The organism is Corynebacterium sp. TAE3-ERU16, from assembly GCF_019209935.1.
GTDB lineage: Bacteria > Actinomycetota > Actinomycetes > Mycobacteriales > Mycobacteriaceae > Corynebacterium > Corynebacterium antarcticum.
Genome location: NZ_JAHUTN010000004.1, coordinates 133070 through 147327, shown reverse-complemented (window position 1 = coordinate 147327; position 14258 = coordinate 133070). Strand labels below are relative to the sequence as shown.

The window sequence follows — 14258 nt, the reverse complement described above, 5'->3', positions numbered from 1 at the left end:
CGTGAGCCCCGGTCCACGTGTGCGACAATGTTCGACGTGAGCTCACCTGACACCGCACCCCGGAACACCTCTGGATCCCCCACCGGCCCCCTGCTCGTCGTCGGACTGGGTAATCCCGGTCCGAAGTACGCGGCCACCCGGCACAACGTCGGCTTCATGGTCGTCGACGAGCTCGCGGAGCGGGCCACCCCGATGCCCGCCACCTTCAGCGTGCACAAGCGATCGAACGCCGAGATCGCGCAGATCCGGATCAGCGGGCGTCCCGTGATCCTGGCGAAGCCGCGCAGCTTCATGAATCTCTCGGGCGGCCCGGTCAAGGCACTCGCCTCCTATTTCGACGTGGAGCCGGCGGACATCGTGATCATCCACGACGAACTGGATCTCGAGCCCGGTGTCGTCCGGCTCAAGCTCGGCGGCGGGGAGAACGGCCACAACGGGTTGAAGTCGACCAGCAAGTCGCTGGGCACCAGGGACTACATCCGGGTCCGTATGGGCATCGGACGGCCCCCGGGGCGGATGGATCCCGCGGACTACGTGCTGCGACCCATCCCACAGTCGGTGTGCGCCGAACTGGCGATCCAGTGCGCGGATGCCGCGGACGGGGTGGAACTGATAGCCGGGTCCGGCCTGGCGATCGCACAGAACACGATCCACGCCCGATGACGGAGGCGGGATCCTCGGGCACCGCCCACCACCCCGGGGCCCGGCCCTCTCAGCCGGTCGGTGGCAGCCGATCCGCCCCCGGGTGACGGCACACCGGGGTCAGCGGATGCGCGCCTTGGCCCAGACCTTCTCCAGGGCGGCGTCATCGAGGTCGAAGGCGTGCGTCTTCTCCAGGCGCTTCAGGACCACGGGACACAGCTTGCAGCGCCGCCTGGACCGGCAGCACTTCTTCTTCCCCCCTTTGGCGGCCTTCCGCCGCATCTTCGTCATGTCCACGATACCGAGCCTATTACCGTCCCCCGCCGTTGACACCTCCCGCAGCGAACACGGGCACCTATCACCCCCGGAAAGGGCGGAACCCGCCCCGGATCGGATCACGGTGCGGGTCTGTGGGGGAAGAGTACGTCAGAGTTCGTCGATCTCCCGACGACGCGGCAGGACGATCGGGCGGGCGTGCGCGATCTCCTCGATGATCCGGACGACCTGGCTGGAGTAGCCGAACTCATTGTCGTACCAGACGTAGAGCACCAGGTGATTGCCCTGCGCGATTGTGGCCAGCCCGTCGACGATGCCGGCCTGCGTCGTACCGACGAAGTCCGTGGAGACGACCTCCGGAGACTTGATGTACCCGATCTGCTGACGCAGCACGGACTTCAGGGACACGTCCCGCAGATAGGTGTTCACCTCGTCGACGGTGGTCTCCGTGTCCAGGGTCAGGTTCAAAACCGCCATCGACACGTCCGGGGTGGGCACCCGGATCGCGTTGCCGGTGAGTTTGCCACCGAGTTCGGGAAGCGCCTTGGCCACGGCCTTCGCGGCACCGGTCTCGGTGAGCACCATATTCAGGGTCGCGGCCCGGCCCCGGCGCTCACCGGTGTGGAAGTTGTCGATGAGGTTCTGGTCGTTGGTGAACGAGTGCACCGTCTCCACGTGTCCGAAACGCACCCCGAAACGGTCGTTCACGACCTTGAGCACCGGGGTGATCGCGTTGGTGGTGCAGCTCGCCGCGGAGAGGATCCGGTCGGAGTCCTCGATGTCACAGTGGTTGATCCCGTAGACGATGTTCTTCAGGTCGCCCTTGCCCGGTGCGGTCAGCAGGACGCGGGACACCCCCTTCGACTCCAGGTGCTGCTCCAGGCCCGCGCGATCGCGCCAGCGGCCGGTGTTGTCGACGACGACGGCGTCGTCGATGCCGTACTCCGTGTAGTCGACGCTGGCCGGATCCGAGGAGTAGATCACCTGGATGGGCGTGCCGTTAGCCCAGATGATGTTCTTCTCCCGGTCGATGCTGATGGTTCCGTCGAACTGTCCGTGGACGGAATCACGCCGCAGCAGGGAGGCACGCTTCTCCAGATCGATGTCGCCGTTCTTCCGGACGACCACGGCCCGGAGCCGGACCCCGAGCCCACGGCCTTCGCGGGCGACGAGGATACGGGCCAGGAGCCGACCGATGCGACCGAAGCCGTAGAGCACGACGTCCGTCTCGGGGGTCTTCTCCGCGGTGCCGATAACCTCGGCGAGTTCCTCCTCGAGAAAGGCCCTGAGGTCACCCCCCTGCTCCCGGAAGCGGGTGGCCAGGCGGCCGATGTCGATCGATGCGGTACCCAGGTCCATCTCGACGAGTTCCCGGACGATCGGCAGAGTCGCGGCGAGGGACATCTCCTGTTCCGTGATCCGGCGGGCGAACCGGTGCGACTTCACGATGTCGATCGCGGTGACGTTCTCGAGCAGCCGACCGTAGATCGAGGTGACCACGTTGTGTTCCCGGTGCAACCGGCCGAGCAGCGGCACCATCTCCTCCGCGAGTGCGAGCCGTTCATTGAAGTTCCGGTGGGTGGCGGTCAGGTCCGTCATGGGTGTGTGACTTCCTCTTTCAGGCGGGTCGGAGACGCTGGATCAGGGGTGTATGAACGCAACGGGACATACCAACACCACGGTATCCAATTTCCCGCTCGACGTGTCCGTTTTCTTCACCCCCGGGGGCAGTTGCCCTGAAGCGTCAGAGACCGGCGAGCCGACGCAGGACATCGGCCGCGGAACCACCTTCCACGTGGGCGACCCCGGTCCCGGCCCAGGCCGCGAACAGCTCCGGTTCCCCACCCCGCCCGGCGGCGGCCCGGATCGGCCGCATGACGGCGTTGACCCCCGGGTAGACCGCCGGGGCAGCGGCGCCGGGGCCCTCGACGAACGGGGTGGCCACTCCCCTGGCGGGACGTCCGGAGTACGCCCGGGTGACGACGGTGCGGGGAGCACCGGCGAGTGCGGCACGGTGCACCGGCGCGGTACCGGCCTCGTCCGAGAGCAGCAGCGCCGTGCCGGATGCGACCGCGACGACCCCGGGCAGTGCGAGTGCCTCCGCGACCGAGACGGGGTCCGACAGCCCACCGGCGGCGACGAGCGGCACCGCGCCGTCGACGGCGCGGTGCACGGCGGCGACGAGCTCCGGGAGCGGTTGCGTACCGGGCTCCTCGGCGACGGTGCGGGTGGCACGGTGTCCACCGGCACCGGGCCCCTGGACGATCAACGTGTCGATTCCCCTGTCCACCGCATCCCGCGCGGCCGGAACATCGGCCACGGTGGCCCAGGCCTCCGTCCCCGCCCCGTGGAGCCGATCGATCTCCCGCGCGGTGAACAGGCCGAAGGTGCACGACACCACGGCGGGTCTCCGCCGCAGATCCACACCGCACACCGCATCGAGCTTCGCGGCGAAACGGTCCGTCGGGTCAGCGGCGGCGAGCCATCCGGGGACCTTTCCCGGGTCGAGCCCCAGTCGATGCATCCGGGATGCCAGCCCCCGCGCGTAGTCCGCGACGGCGGCGAGATCGGTGGCGTCGGGAGCGGCCTGCGGGTAGAAGAGGTTGACTCCGAACCGGGTGGCGCGGGTCGCATCCATCTGCGCCACCAGGTCCTCCGCCCCCAGGTACCCGCCGGCGAGGAACCCGAGTGACCCCACCGCCTCCGCGGCGTCGACGAGCGCGGGCGTGGACGGGCCCCCGGCCATGGGGGCGGCGAGGACCGGGCAGGTGAGGTCTTCGACGATGCTCATGGCGCCCAGGCTAACGGGAGGCAGCTGATGGCGTACCCTGACGGGAGTCACGTTTTCCACCCCCGTCCGGCCGTTCGTCTGAAAGTTGCACCGAAACATGAGCGAGAGCACCACCCACAACGATCCGGCGTCCGAGGCAACCCGCCGCCGCACCTTCGCGGTGATCGCCCACCCGGACGCCGGTAAATCCACCCTGACCGAGGCGCTCGCGCTGCACGCGCACGTCATCAGTGAGGCGGGTGCGGTGCACGGCAAGGCCGGCCGCAAGGCGACCGTCTCCGACTGGATGGAGATGGAGAAGGACCGTGGAATCTCCATCGCCTCCTCGGCCCTGCAGTTCGAGTACGCCCCGGCGGGCCACGAGGGTGAGCCGTACATGATCAACCTCGTCGACACCCCCGGCCACTCGGATTTCTCCGAGGACACCTACCGGGTGCTCACCGCCGTCGACGCCGCCGTGATGCTCATCGACGGCGCCAAGGGCCTCGAGCCGCAGACGCTGAAGCTGTTCCGGGTGTGCAAGGCACGCGGCCTGCCGATCGTCACCGTGGTCAACAAGTGGGACCGGCCGGGCAAGTCGCCGCTCGAGCTCATGGACGAGATCGTCGCGGAGATCGGGCTGCAGCCCACCCCCCTGTTCTGGCCCGTCGGCGAGGCCGGCGACTTCCGCGGGCTCGCGCGCCTGGACGCCGAAGGGGAGATCGAGGAGTACATCCACTTCATCCGCACCGCAGGTGGTTCCACCATCGCCCCGGAGGAGCACTTCACCCCGGATGAGGCCGCGGAGAAGGAGGACGTCGCCTGGGAGACCGCGGTGGAGGAGGTCGAGCTGATGACCGCGGACGGTGCCGTCCACGACCGGGATCTCTTCCTCGACTGCACCACTTCCCCGGTCATCTTCGCCTCCGCGATGCTCAACTTCGGTGTGCACCAGATCCTCGACGCGCTCTGCGAGCTCGCGCCCGGGCCGGCGGCCCGACACACGGACCCGAAGGTCCTGGCGGCCGCGTCCTCCGCGGTCGACGAATCCCGGGCACCGGGCGACGACTTCTCGGGTGTGGTGTTCAAGGTGCAGGCCGGCATGGACCGCAACCACCGCGACTCCCTGGCCTTCATGCGGGTCGTCTCGGGCGAGTTCTCCCGCGGTATGCAGGTCACCCACGCACAGAGCGGGCGCAGCTTCTCGACGAAGTACGCGCTGACGGTCTTCGGACGGACCCGCTCCACCGTCGAGGCCGCCTACCCGGGTGACATCGTCGGTCTGGTCAACGCCGGTTCCCTCGCGCCGGGCGACACCATCTACGAGGGCCGCAAGGTCCAGTTCCCGCCGATGCCGCAGTTCGCACCCGAGCACTTCCGTACCCTGCGGGCGAAGTCACTGGGCAAGTACAAGCAGTTCCGCAAGGCGCTCGAACAGCTCGACTCCGAGGGTGTCGTCCAGGTCCTCAAGAACGACGCACGCGGTGATGCCGCGCCCGTGATGGCCGCCGTCGGCCCGATGCAGTTCGAGGTCATGCAGGCCCGGATGCTCGCCGAGTACAACGTGGAGACCGTCACCGACGCGGTCCCGTACACCGTGGCCCGGCGCACCGACGCCGCGACCGTTCCGGAACTGGCGAAACAGCGGGGTGTCGAGGTATTCACCCGCACGGACGGTGAACTGATCGCCCTGTTCGGCGACAAGTGGCGCCTCCAGTTCATCGAGAAGGAGCACCCCGAGTTCACGCTCGAGGCGCTCGTCGCCGACTGACCGCAACAGGAACGGGTCGGTCGGCGACCGGCTCAGTGACCGGGGGTCGGGTCCCCGCCCCGACGCCGCAGAACCAGGGCCACCGGCCCGGTTGATCCCCCACCGGAGGCACACCCGCCCCCGGACCCGGCGGCCGGGCAACAGGAACACCCACCCCCCGAGCAGAACGCGCCGAGCGGCGCGCGGGACAGCCTCCCCATCCGCTCCAGACGCTCGATCGCGGCATCGACCAGATCTGCGCCGAGCCCGGTCTGACGGACGATGGCCCGACGGTTCACCGCCCCGTCGGCTATGGCCTCGGAGACCCTCGTCAACGGCCCCTCCATCACAGCACCAGCTTGAGTGCGTTGAACACCAGGACGGCCAATGCCCAGGCACCGGTCAGCTGGACGACCATACCGACCACCGTCCACCACAGGCCGATCTCGCGCCGTTGGGCCGCGAGCGTCGCCACGCACGGTGTATAGGCCAACAGGAAGATCATGAAGGCCCACACCGCGGCCAGGGCGTGTCCACCGGAGGCCCCGGCGAAGTCCACCCGGATCGCGGCCGCGAGCGGACTCTCCGCCTGCTCCTCCGGATCGGCGTCCGTGGGATCATCGACCGCGTAGGTCTGCGCCCACGACGAGATCACCGCTTCCTTGGCCACGAAGCCCGTGATCAACGGCCCGGTGAGAGACCAGGTGCCGAAGCCCGCGGGTTCAAACACCGGTGCCATAGCCGAGGACACGGCACCGTACGCGCTGTCCTGGGGCGGCAGGTCCTCGTCACCGAAACCGTATCCCCCGACCACCGGGGTGGACTGGAGCGCCCAGACCACGATGACCGTGGCCACGATGATGCGGCCGGCGGTGTGCAGGAAACCCTTCAGCCGCATCCACATCACGGACAGCGCCAGCCTGGGGCCGGGAAGCTGGTACACGGGAAGATCGATGACGAGAGGTTCGGATCCGAGTGTCCGCCAGACCATCGTGCGCAGCCCGAGTCCGGTGAGCACCACGAGCCCGATGGAGATCAGGTACATCACGAACACCACGGTCCCGGAATGCTCGGGGAAGAACACGCTGGCGACCATGACGTAGACCGTGAGTCGCGCCGAGCAGGAGGTGAACGGGACCAGCAGGCAGGCGACCAACCGTTGGCGCGCGGAACCCAGGACCCGGGTCGCGGAGATCGCAGGCACGTTGCAGCCGAAGCCCACGATCAGCGGGATGAATGCCTTTCCCGGAAGTCCGATGGCGCGCATGAGCCGGTCTGCGACCACCGCCGCGCGGGCCATGTAGCCGGAGTCCTCGAGCACCGCCAGACAGAGGAACATAAGCGCCATGAGCGGCACGAAGGTCAGCACCATGCCCACCCCGCCGATCAGCCCCTCGGTGACCAACCCACGGAGGGGTTCCCAGGTGAGACCGACGGCGTCCATGATACGGCGCGCGCCGTCGGTGACCGGTCCGTCGAACAGCTTGCCCAGACGGTCCTGCAACGGGGACGCCACGGTCGTGGTGATCTGGAAGACGAGCCACATCGCCGCAAGGAACACCAGGGGCCCCGCCACGGGATGCAGGACGACCCGGTCGATCCGGTCGGACATGCTGTTGGCGGCGGGACTGCTGGTCACGGCTTTCCGGCAGACCTCATCCACCCAGGCGAAGCGGGCGTCCTCCCGGGCGAAGTCCGCATCCTCCCCGTTCTTCCCCGCACCGTCACCCGTCGCGACGGGTCGGACGGGTGTCACGCAGCACGAGCTCCGTTCGAGTTCCAGGGCGACCGTGTCCGTCAGATCGGACAGTTCGTTGCGGCGCGGATCGACGGCGACGACCTTCACCCCCATCGCGAGGGACAGTGCCTCAACGTCGACGGAGATTCCGCGGGAAGCGGCGACATCGAGCTTCGTCAGTGCCACGACGATGCGGTAGGGCTCCTCCGCGATCTGGGCGACCAGGTAGAGGCAGCGGGCCAGATTGGCGGCGTCGACGACGACGAGAACCGCGTCGGGGCGCTCGTCCACGGGATCCTCTATGAGCTTCGCGCGGGTGAACTCCTCGTCGGGGCTCATCGGATCGAGTGAATAGGCACCGGGGAAGTCGATGATGTCGACGGTGCGGTTCTTCGTGGTCCCGGTGCGCCAGCGTCCACGGCAGACCTCCACCGTGGTCCCCGGCCAGTTCCCCATCACGGCCCGGGCCCCTGTCAAGGCGTTGAACAGCGTGGATTTTCCCGCGTTAGGGGCTCCGACCAGAGCCACGACGGGGGTTCCGGGTGGCGCCGGTGCGAGCCCTCCGCTCCCGTGGCAGGAAGCTCCGTGGTTCTTCGCTCGGGTCGTGTGGGTGTTCATGATGTCCGTCCGCTTCGGTGATGGGGAGTGAACCGGTACCCGGCGGCGGCTGTGCCGCAGGAGACCGGGGGTGGGTTCAGGCGACGTAGATGTCGGTTGCGGTGCGTCTGTCGAGGGCGTAGCGGGACTGCCCGATCCTCACGATCCGGGCGCCGCCGGAGCAGGTCTGCACGACCTCGATGCGGGATCCGTTCCGGAAACCGAGTTCAGCGAGTCGGCGCCGCAGTCGTGGCTCGGACCCCGCGCGGACCATCACCCCGCCCGAACCTGCCTTGAGGCTGTAGAGCGTGACCGGACCGGGGTGTCCCGCGTTCCCGGTTCCGGATTGTTCGACCGTGGACATGGTCAGTCCTCTCGACGTGGGGCCGGTCAGCCCCGGTGAATGGGTGCGCGGACCGGTGATCGGATCGGGGATACCGGGCCGGGGAGGATGAATGTCCTCCTGTTTGCTTAACCTACGCTCGCCACTCGCAAAAACAGCCGCCTAATTGAGCCTCACTTAACGCCCCCTGCACTCGTTCATGCACCACGGCTTCACTACTGCATATGATCCTCAATTAGATAGGCTTCCCATGCCTGATGATCTTCGCCCGACAGCACCTGGAATCCATCTCCGGTACGACGGAAAACCGCACTTCACAGCAGAAAAACACCCTGGCGCCGGGACGCCCGGGCCGGGTAACGGCACACGACGCCACACTCGCCGGACACACGGAGCACCCGGCGTTCGAACGACCCCGGCCGGGCGTTGAGACCCTCACCACACCCCCCCCCGAACTAAGGTATCCGACGTGCTTCACACGACAGATGAAGCTCTCACCGCCCAACGGGTGACCAGCAACCGGCGCGTTAAACTTGACGCATGACCGGAATACGCGAGACGAAGAAGGCGACCACCCGGGCCACCCTGGCCCGGTGCACCGCCGAACTCGCCTACGAGCAGGGGGTCGAGGGCATGACCGTCGCCGCCATCACGGCGGCCGCGGGAGTCTCGCAGCGGACATTCCACAACTACTTCGACTCCCGCGAACAGGCACTGCTCACGTTCATCGAATCCAGCATGGAGGAGCTGGGTGGAAAGCTCGCCGCCCTCGCCGGGGACAGCGACCCGATCTCCGCCGTGGAACAGCTCGTCATCAACGAGGTGACCTCAGGGGCCGTCGGCGTTGACTCCTTCTTCGCCCTCGACCGGCTGACGCGTGCACTACTGTCGACGAACCCCGCGGACGCCGGCGAACCCCAGCTCGCGGCACTCCGTGACGCGGTCGACCGGATCCTCACAGAACAGTTGGGCCTGACCGGTTTCGAGGACATGGTCGCGGTTCACGCGATCCTGCACGCCGGATTCGTGGCGCTGATCTACCACGATTTCGAGACCCGGCACGGACGCGACGTCGACGATCCGCTCACCCTCATCAGAAGGGCATTCACCGTGGTCCGGGGCGGGGTGGACGGAACTCCCACGCCGACCGATGGTCAGGCGCGCCCGATTTCCTTCTCGACCAGGCCACGGACCGTCGATCCGTCGATGCCCTGACAACGGGCCCGGGCGACGAGCGCCCGGAGTTCCGCGGACAGACGTTCCTCGGCCCCGGGCACCGGTTCCCGCGGGGCCAGCACCACACTGCCGGAGCGGTGGCTCGTCGCGACTATCCCCTCCGACCGGAGCAGATCATAGGCCTTCTTCACGGTCGCCGGATTGATGTCCAGCGCGCCGGCGACCGATCTCACGGAATCCAGGTGCTCGCCCGCCGAAATGTCGCCACGGGCGATGGCTCCCACGATCCCGTCATGGAGCTGCATGAAGATCGGGGTGTCCGATAGCGGGTCGAGACGGATGTCCATCGGGGGTGGGATCCTCCACTGTCACAGGTACAACTGCACCGCTCAGGCTAGTACACGGTCGACACCCGGAGGCCGTCGGGTACCGACGGATAAGGTGGATCCACAACCCCGCTGAAGGAGCATCCCCATGGAACATCCAGCACCCCGGACACTCGCGGAGATCGTCACCGACGGCACGATCGCGTGCGCAGACGCCGACGCGGCGTTCACGGCACTGATCGGGCGACCCGGGGAAATCGAGTTCAACCGCGACGGCGACCGGATGGAGGTCCGCGCAGCCCGCCACGGGGCACCGGACGTCTCCACCGCCGGAACCGTCGTCGCGGAGATCCGGGACGGGAGGTGGACCTGGCGGGGCCCCCGGGCGGCAGATGCGGCCGCCCGGTTCGGGATTCCGCAGCTGTCCGGAACCCGCCCAGCCACCGACGATCTCCTCACCGCCGCCCGCACCCTCCACGGCTGCGCCCCGGGGCTGCTCGCCCCGATGCCGGACGGCACGACGGCGGTCGTGTGCCTCGATCCCCCGCAACCCATGGGCGACACCCGTACCGCCCTGATCACGGCGGCCGGGATCCCGATTGCGGGCGAAGACCTCCCCCGGGCACTGTCCGGCTTCGCGGCGATACGTGGCCTGGACGTCCGGGTCGACGGACCGGTGTGGTTGTTCTCCGACGGCGCCGCCATCCGGGTGGAGGACGGCCGTCTGCGGGACATCGCCGGTGGGCTCGACATCGATCCCGTCCGCGCCGATGCGCTGCTCCCCTCCATCGAATCCCAGATGTACCTGGATGCGACCTTTCCCGGCGCCACGGCCATCGCGGACCCCGTGCAGGGGCTGATCACCCTGGAGACGCCGGCGGGTCCCCGGATGCAGGCCCGGGGGGTCGTCCTGGCCACCGTCACCGGCGACACCTGGTGCTGGGGCTGGGCGGACCGCAACATCTCCGCGGCACCCGGTACAGCCGACTGCCACCGGATCCGGGACTTCGGACGCCGCGAGGGCATCCCCGTGTTCGTGTCCCCGACACTTCCACTGTCGCTCGCCCGGGAGCTCGACCTCGTCTCCGCGGCGAAACCGGTGCTCGGCAGGTGGTTCCACACGACGGCGCAGTTGACCGCCGACACCTGGGCGATCGTGGTGTTCTCCGACCGCGGTCTCGTCCTTCCCGCCCCCACGGTGCCGGTCGTCAGTGCGGTCATCGACACGATCCGGGGTGTCGAACTGGGAGGAGTCGACGCACGCCGCGCGGTCGCCGCGTACGCGCGGCACCGGGGCCTCGGGATTTCCCCCGACCCCGGATCCCGGGAGTACGTGCAGCTCCGGACGCAGGACGGAACGGTGACCGTACACTTCTCCCCCGACGGCAGGGTGATGAACACGACCGTCGGATGACCGACTAAGCTTATCGGTGTTCTCAGGGCGGGGTGGAAGTCCCCACCGGCGGTGACACCTTCACGGTGCAGCCCGCGAGCGCCACCACACGGATGCCGTGCGGTGGGTCAGCAGATCCGGTGTGATTCCGGAGCCGACGGTGATAGTCCGGATGAGAGAGAACCTGCACGGCCGGTGTACCCGGACGTCGGTGAGCCGTACCCGCGGCCCACCCGTCCCGACTGCGACCGGGCAGTTTTTCAGCCCCGAGGATCCATGTCCACACCCCTCTTTCACATCAGGGAGAACCATGAATCCTTTCACCGATCTACTCGACGCCACGATCTCCATCGGCGGCGTCCCCATCCTCTGGCGCGAGATCATCGGCAACGCCTTCGGACTCGCCAGCGCGTACGGCGGAATGAAGCGCGTCGTCTGGGCCTGGCCCATCGGGATCGTCGGAAATCTGCTCCTGTTCACCGTTTTCCTCGGTGGGGTTTTCAACACCCCCCAGGCACTGGACCTCTACGGTCAGGCCGGCCGTCAGGTCATGTTCCTCATCGTCTCCGTCTACGGCTGGTACCAGTGGTCGCGCGCCCGGAAGCAGGGTCTCCGCGAATCCGCGGAGACCGATCCCTCCCGGTCCATCGTGACCGAGCCCCACGAGGACACCGCCGCGGTCCAGCCCCGCTGGGCCACCGGACGCGAACGCCTCGGACTGCTCATCTCGGGCGTCGTCGGGACCGTCGGGTGCGCGATGATCTTCTCCGCGCTCGGGTCCTGGGGCCCGTGGGCCGACGCCTGGATCTTCACCGGTTCCGTGCTCGCGACCTACGGGATGGCCCGTGGCTGGACGGAGTTCTGGCTCATCTGGATCGGCGTCGACATAGTCGGCGTCCCCCTTCTCCTCGCCGCCGGCTACTACCCCTCCGCCGTGCTCTACATCGTGTACGGGGCGTTCGTCATATGGGGTTTCACCGTCTGGATGAAGGTGCACAAGAAGTCGGACGAGTCACCCGAACCGGACCGGCTGCACGCCACGGTCTGATCTTCCGTCCGACGACGGCAGGGCCCGCACGCGCGGTACGCGTGCGGGCCCTGCGCGGTCAGGACGGGACACCCGGTGGCTGACGGTGCTGCAGGATCGTCCGGTAGAAGTCGACGTCGACCTCCCCTGTTTCGGAGGGGTCGAAGGCCGGGTTCCGGTCCTTGTCCACGAGAACGGCGCGCACACCTTCGGAGAAGTCGTGCTCCCTCCGGAGCACCGCCCCCAACGCGTACTCGTTCTCGAGAGCGTGCGCGATGTCCCGGGCTTCGCGGTTCGCCGCGTAGAGCTCGGCCGCCGCGACGACCGAGGTGGGGCTGGATTTCGCCATCAGTTCCCGGACCCGGGCAACGAAACCGGCGTTGCCGTGGGAATTCAGCGCGTTGTCGATCTCCGCCCAGGAGTCGTGCCCGAAGGTGTCCCGGATGTCGGGGAGCATCCCCTCGAGTTCCCCGGCATCCACGAAGTCGACGGGGCGCGCGTACTGCTCGAGTGCATCGTCGAGGGACTCGGCGATGACGGTGTCGATGAACCGGTCGACGTCCTCCGAAGCGATGAGATCCGTGGCGAGGCCGGACCAGAGCATGTCAGCCGGTGTCAGCCGCCACCCTGTGATCCCGAGGAACGTGGCCAGCTCCGGTATCGCAGCCCCGCTCTCCCCGACCATCCGTTGCATCATCCAGGTGGTGCCGACATCGGGGATGAACCCGATGGCCATCTCGGGCATCGCGGCGAACGCCTTCTCCGTGATGACCCGGTGGGAACCGTGGACGGACACGCCGAGCCCACCGCCCATCGCGACGCCGTCGATGACGGCGACGATGGTTTTCGGGAACTCCTCGAGCTGCCGGTTCATCTCGTACTCGGCACGGAAGAACCGGTCACCCGAGTCGAAGTCCCCGGACAGACCCTCCTCGCGGCAGGATCGGACGTCCCCGCCCGCACAGAAGCCTCGTTCGGACGAGGAACAGATGACGACGCGGTGCACGGAATCGTCGTCCCGCCACGTCTCCAGGGCCTCCGAGATGATGTCCACCATCTCGTGGTTGAGGGAGTTCAGGGCCTTCGGCCGATTCAGTTCGAGCACACCGGTCGTGTGTCGGACGAAAGCGTTGACGAGGTTCTGGGTGGGACGTTGTTTCATGTACGAAGTCTGTCACATCCCACCACGACCGCGCCACGGTTTCCGCACGGAAAATCCCCTGGGTGTGACCCCGGGGATCGTGCCGTCCCTAGCGGAGACTACTTCTTCTTGTGCCCCGACTTATTGTCCTTCTTCGCGGCCTTGGCCGCTTCCTTCTTCTGCTTCTTCCGGGCGAGCTCCAGCTCCGCGGCGACGTCCGGCACATACCGGAAGTCACTGCGCGGGGGCCGTTCGTAGTCGTTCGTGGACTGCGGACGTTGCGGGATCTCGGGGAGTTCGCGGTCGATCTTCTCGTAGGGGATCGTCGACAGCAGGTGGCTGATGACGTTGATGCGGGACCGCTTCTTGTCCTCGCTCTCCACCGTGTACCAGGGGGCGGACGGGATGTCGGTGTGGATGAACATCTCGTCCTTCGCCCGGGAGTAGTCCTCCCAGCGGGTGATCGACTGCAGATCCATCGGGGAGAGTTTCCAGCGGCGCAGGGGGTCCTCACGACGGGAGGTGAAGCGCTTCACCTGCTCCTCGTCCGAGACACTGAACCAGTACTTCCGCAGCATGATCCCGTCCTCGACGAGCAGTCGCTCGAAGATGGGGGCCTGGTGCAGGAAACGGCGGTACTCCTGCGAGGTACAGAACCCCATCACCCGCTCCACACCCGCGCGGTTGTACCAGGACCGGTCGAAGATCACGATCTCGCCGGCGGTGGGCAGCCTCTCCACGTACCGCTGGAAGTACCACTGCCCCTGTTCCCTGGAGCTGGGCGCGGGCAGCGCCTCGATGCGGCAGGTGCGGGGATTGAGGTACTGGGTGATCCGCTTGATGGCGGAGCCCTTGCCCGCGGCGTCGCGCCCCTCCATGACGACGACCACCCGGGCCCCGGTCTCGACGACCCACTGCTGCATGTCGACGAGCTCGGCCTGCAGCCTCTTCAGCTCGGCCTCATAGTGTTTCTTGGACAGCTTCGGCGGTTTCTTCGCATCCTTTTTACCCATGTTGACCAGCCTACCCTTGACGGCGGAGCGTGGTCAGCATACTTCCGGCCCCCGCTCCGGAACACA

14 protein-coding genes and 1 riboswitch are annotated in these 14258 nt (G+C 67.7%); of the genes, 5 read left to right on the top strand and 9 right to left on the bottom strand.

Annotated elements, in window-relative coordinates; translation table 11 throughout:
• The first annotated feature begins 36 nt into the window (after positions 1–36).
• On the top strand, positions 37–663 hold the full coding sequence (pth, locus tag KRX55_RS05770) for an aminoacyl-tRNA hydrolase (RefSeq protein WP_370625761.1): 627 nt from the start codon (positions 37–39) through the stop codon (positions 661–663).
• Positions 664–762: 99 nt separating this feature from the next.
• Here pth and KRX55_RS05765 read toward each other — a convergent pair whose 3' ends face one another.
• From KRX55_RS05765 to KRX55_RS05755, 3 genes are all read right to left on the bottom strand, one after another.
• Positions 763–939: a hypothetical protein gene (locus tag KRX55_RS05765; protein WP_218406826.1), complete on the bottom strand. Its 177-nt coding sequence runs from the start codon at positions 937–939 to the stop codon at positions 763–765.
• Positions 940–1068: 129 nt separating this feature from the next.
• The gene (locus KRX55_RS05760) at positions 1069–2517 is read right to left on the bottom strand and encodes a glyceraldehyde-3-phosphate dehydrogenase (RefSeq protein WP_218406825.1); all 1449 of its coding nucleotides are present in this window, start codon (positions 2515–2517) and stop codon (positions 1069–1071) included.
• Positions 2518–2662: 145 nt separating this feature from the next.
• A complete protein-coding gene (locus KRX55_RS05755; RefSeq protein WP_218406824.1) occupies positions 2663–3709 on the bottom strand; it encodes a nitronate monooxygenase in 1047 nt (348 codons plus the stop codon).
• A 97-nt stretch (positions 3710–3806) separates the two neighbouring features.
• Here KRX55_RS05755 and KRX55_RS05750 point away from each other — a divergent pair, with 97 nt between their 5' ends.
• A complete protein-coding gene (locus KRX55_RS05750) occupies positions 3807–5459 on the top strand; it encodes a peptide chain release factor 3 (protein ID WP_218406823.1) in 1653 nt (550 codons plus the stop codon).
• A gap of 32 nt (positions 5460–5491) precedes the next feature.
• Here KRX55_RS05750 and KRX55_RS05745 read toward each other — a convergent pair whose 3' ends face one another.
• From KRX55_RS05745 to KRX55_RS05735, 3 genes are all read right to left on the bottom strand, one after another.
• Positions 5492–5773, bottom strand: coding sequence for a FeoC-like transcriptional regulator (locus KRX55_RS05745; RefSeq protein ID WP_218406822.1), 282 nt, complete (start codon positions 5771–5773; stop codon positions 5492–5494).
• Positions 5774–5784: 11 nt separating this feature from the next.
• The gene (feoB, locus tag KRX55_RS05740) at positions 5785–7794 is read right to left on the bottom strand and encodes a ferrous iron transport protein B (protein ID WP_218406821.1); all 2010 of its coding nucleotides are present in this window, start codon (positions 7792–7794) and stop codon (positions 5785–5787) included.
• Positions 7795–7870: 76 nt separating this feature from the next.
• Positions 7871–8137 (bottom strand): FeoA family protein, encoded by a 267-nt coding sequence (locus KRX55_RS05735; RefSeq protein WP_218406820.1) that lies wholly within the window; start codon positions 8135–8137, stop codon positions 7871–7873.
• Positions 8138–8656: 519 nt separating this feature from the next.
• Between KRX55_RS05735 and KRX55_RS05730 the strand changes: the two genes are divergently transcribed.
• On the top strand, positions 8657–9331 hold the full coding sequence (locus KRX55_RS05730) for a TetR/AcrR family transcriptional regulator (RefSeq protein WP_218406819.1): 675 nt from the start codon (positions 8657–8659) through the stop codon (positions 9329–9331).
• Here KRX55_RS05730 and KRX55_RS05725 read toward each other — a convergent pair.
• The gene (locus KRX55_RS05725; protein ID WP_218406818.1) at positions 9271–9639 is read right to left on the bottom strand and encodes a GntR family transcriptional regulator; all 369 of its coding nucleotides are present in this window, start codon (positions 9637–9639) and stop codon (positions 9271–9273) included. The genes KRX55_RS05730 and KRX55_RS05725 overlap by 61 nt on opposite strands.
• 127 nt (positions 9640–9766) lie before the next feature.
• Between KRX55_RS05725 and KRX55_RS05720 the strand changes: the two genes are divergently transcribed.
• Both KRX55_RS05720 and pnuC read left to right on the top strand, forming a co-directional pair.
• The gene (locus tag KRX55_RS05720) at positions 9767–11032 is read left to right on the top strand and encodes a DUF6882 domain-containing protein (protein WP_218406817.1); all 1266 of its coding nucleotides are present in this window, start codon (positions 9767–9769) and stop codon (positions 11030–11032) included.
• Between the two features lie 14 nt (positions 11033–11046).
• Positions 11047–11199: riboswitch (FMN riboswitch) on the top strand.
• 122 nt (positions 11200–11321) lie between these two features.
• Positions 11322–12059 (top strand): nicotinamide riboside transporter PnuC, encoded by a 738-nt coding sequence (gene pnuC, locus KRX55_RS05715; protein ID WP_218406816.1) that lies wholly within the window; start codon positions 11322–11324, stop codon positions 12057–12059.
• 58 nt (positions 12060–12117) lie between these two features.
• Here pnuC and KRX55_RS05710 read toward each other — a convergent pair whose 3' ends face one another.
• Complete coding sequence (locus KRX55_RS05710; RefSeq protein WP_218406815.1) at positions 12118–13200, bottom strand: enoyl-CoA hydratase/isomerase family protein; 1083 nt, start codon at positions 13198–13200, stop codon at positions 12118–12120.
• 98 nt (positions 13201–13298) lie between these two features.
• Positions 13299–14192 (bottom strand): polyphosphate kinase 2, encoded by an 894-nt coding sequence (gene ppk2, locus KRX55_RS05705; protein ID WP_218406814.1) that lies wholly within the window; start codon positions 14190–14192, stop codon positions 13299–13301.
• Between the last annotated feature and the right edge of the window lie 66 nt (positions 14193–14258).

Coding starts and splice junctions, on each gene's coding strand:
- KRX55_RS05720 (WP_218406817.1), top strand. CDS start 9,767: ATGGAACATCCAGCACCCCGGACACTCGCGGAGATCGTCACCGACGGC.
- feoB (WP_218406821.1), bottom strand. CDS start 7,794: ATGAACACCCACACGACCCGAGCGAAGAACCACGGAGCTTCCTGCCAC.
- pnuC (WP_218406816.1), top strand. CDS start 11,322: ATGAATCCTTTCACCGATCTACTCGACGCCACGATCTCCATCGGCGGC.
- KRX55_RS05730 (WP_218406819.1), top strand. CDS start 8,657: ATGACCGGAATACGCGAGACGAAGAAGGCGACCACCCGGGCCACCCTG.
- ppk2 (WP_218406814.1), bottom strand. CDS start 14,192: ATGGGTAAAAAGGATGCGAAGAAACCGCCGAAGCTGTCCAAGAAACAC.
- KRX55_RS05755 (WP_218406824.1), bottom strand. CDS start 3,709: ATGAGCATCGTCGAAGACCTCACCTGCCCGGTCCTCGCCGCCCCCATG.
- KRX55_RS05725 (WP_218406818.1), bottom strand. CDS start 9,639: ATGGACATCCGTCTCGACCCGCTATCGGACACCCCGATCTTCATGCAG.
- KRX55_RS05735 (WP_218406820.1), bottom strand. CDS start 8,137: ATGTCCACGGTCGAACAATCCGGAACCGGGAACGCGGGACACCCCGGT.
- KRX55_RS05710 (WP_218406815.1), bottom strand. CDS start 13,200: ATGAAACAACGTCCCACCCAGAACCTCGTCAACGCTTTCGTCCGACAC.
- KRX55_RS05750 (WP_218406823.1), top strand. CDS start 3,807: ATGAGCGAGAGCACCACCCACAACGATCCGGCGTCCGAGGCAACCCGC.
- KRX55_RS05760 (WP_218406825.1), bottom strand. CDS start 2,517: ATGACGGACCTGACCGCCACCCACCGGAACTTCAATGAACGGCTCGCA.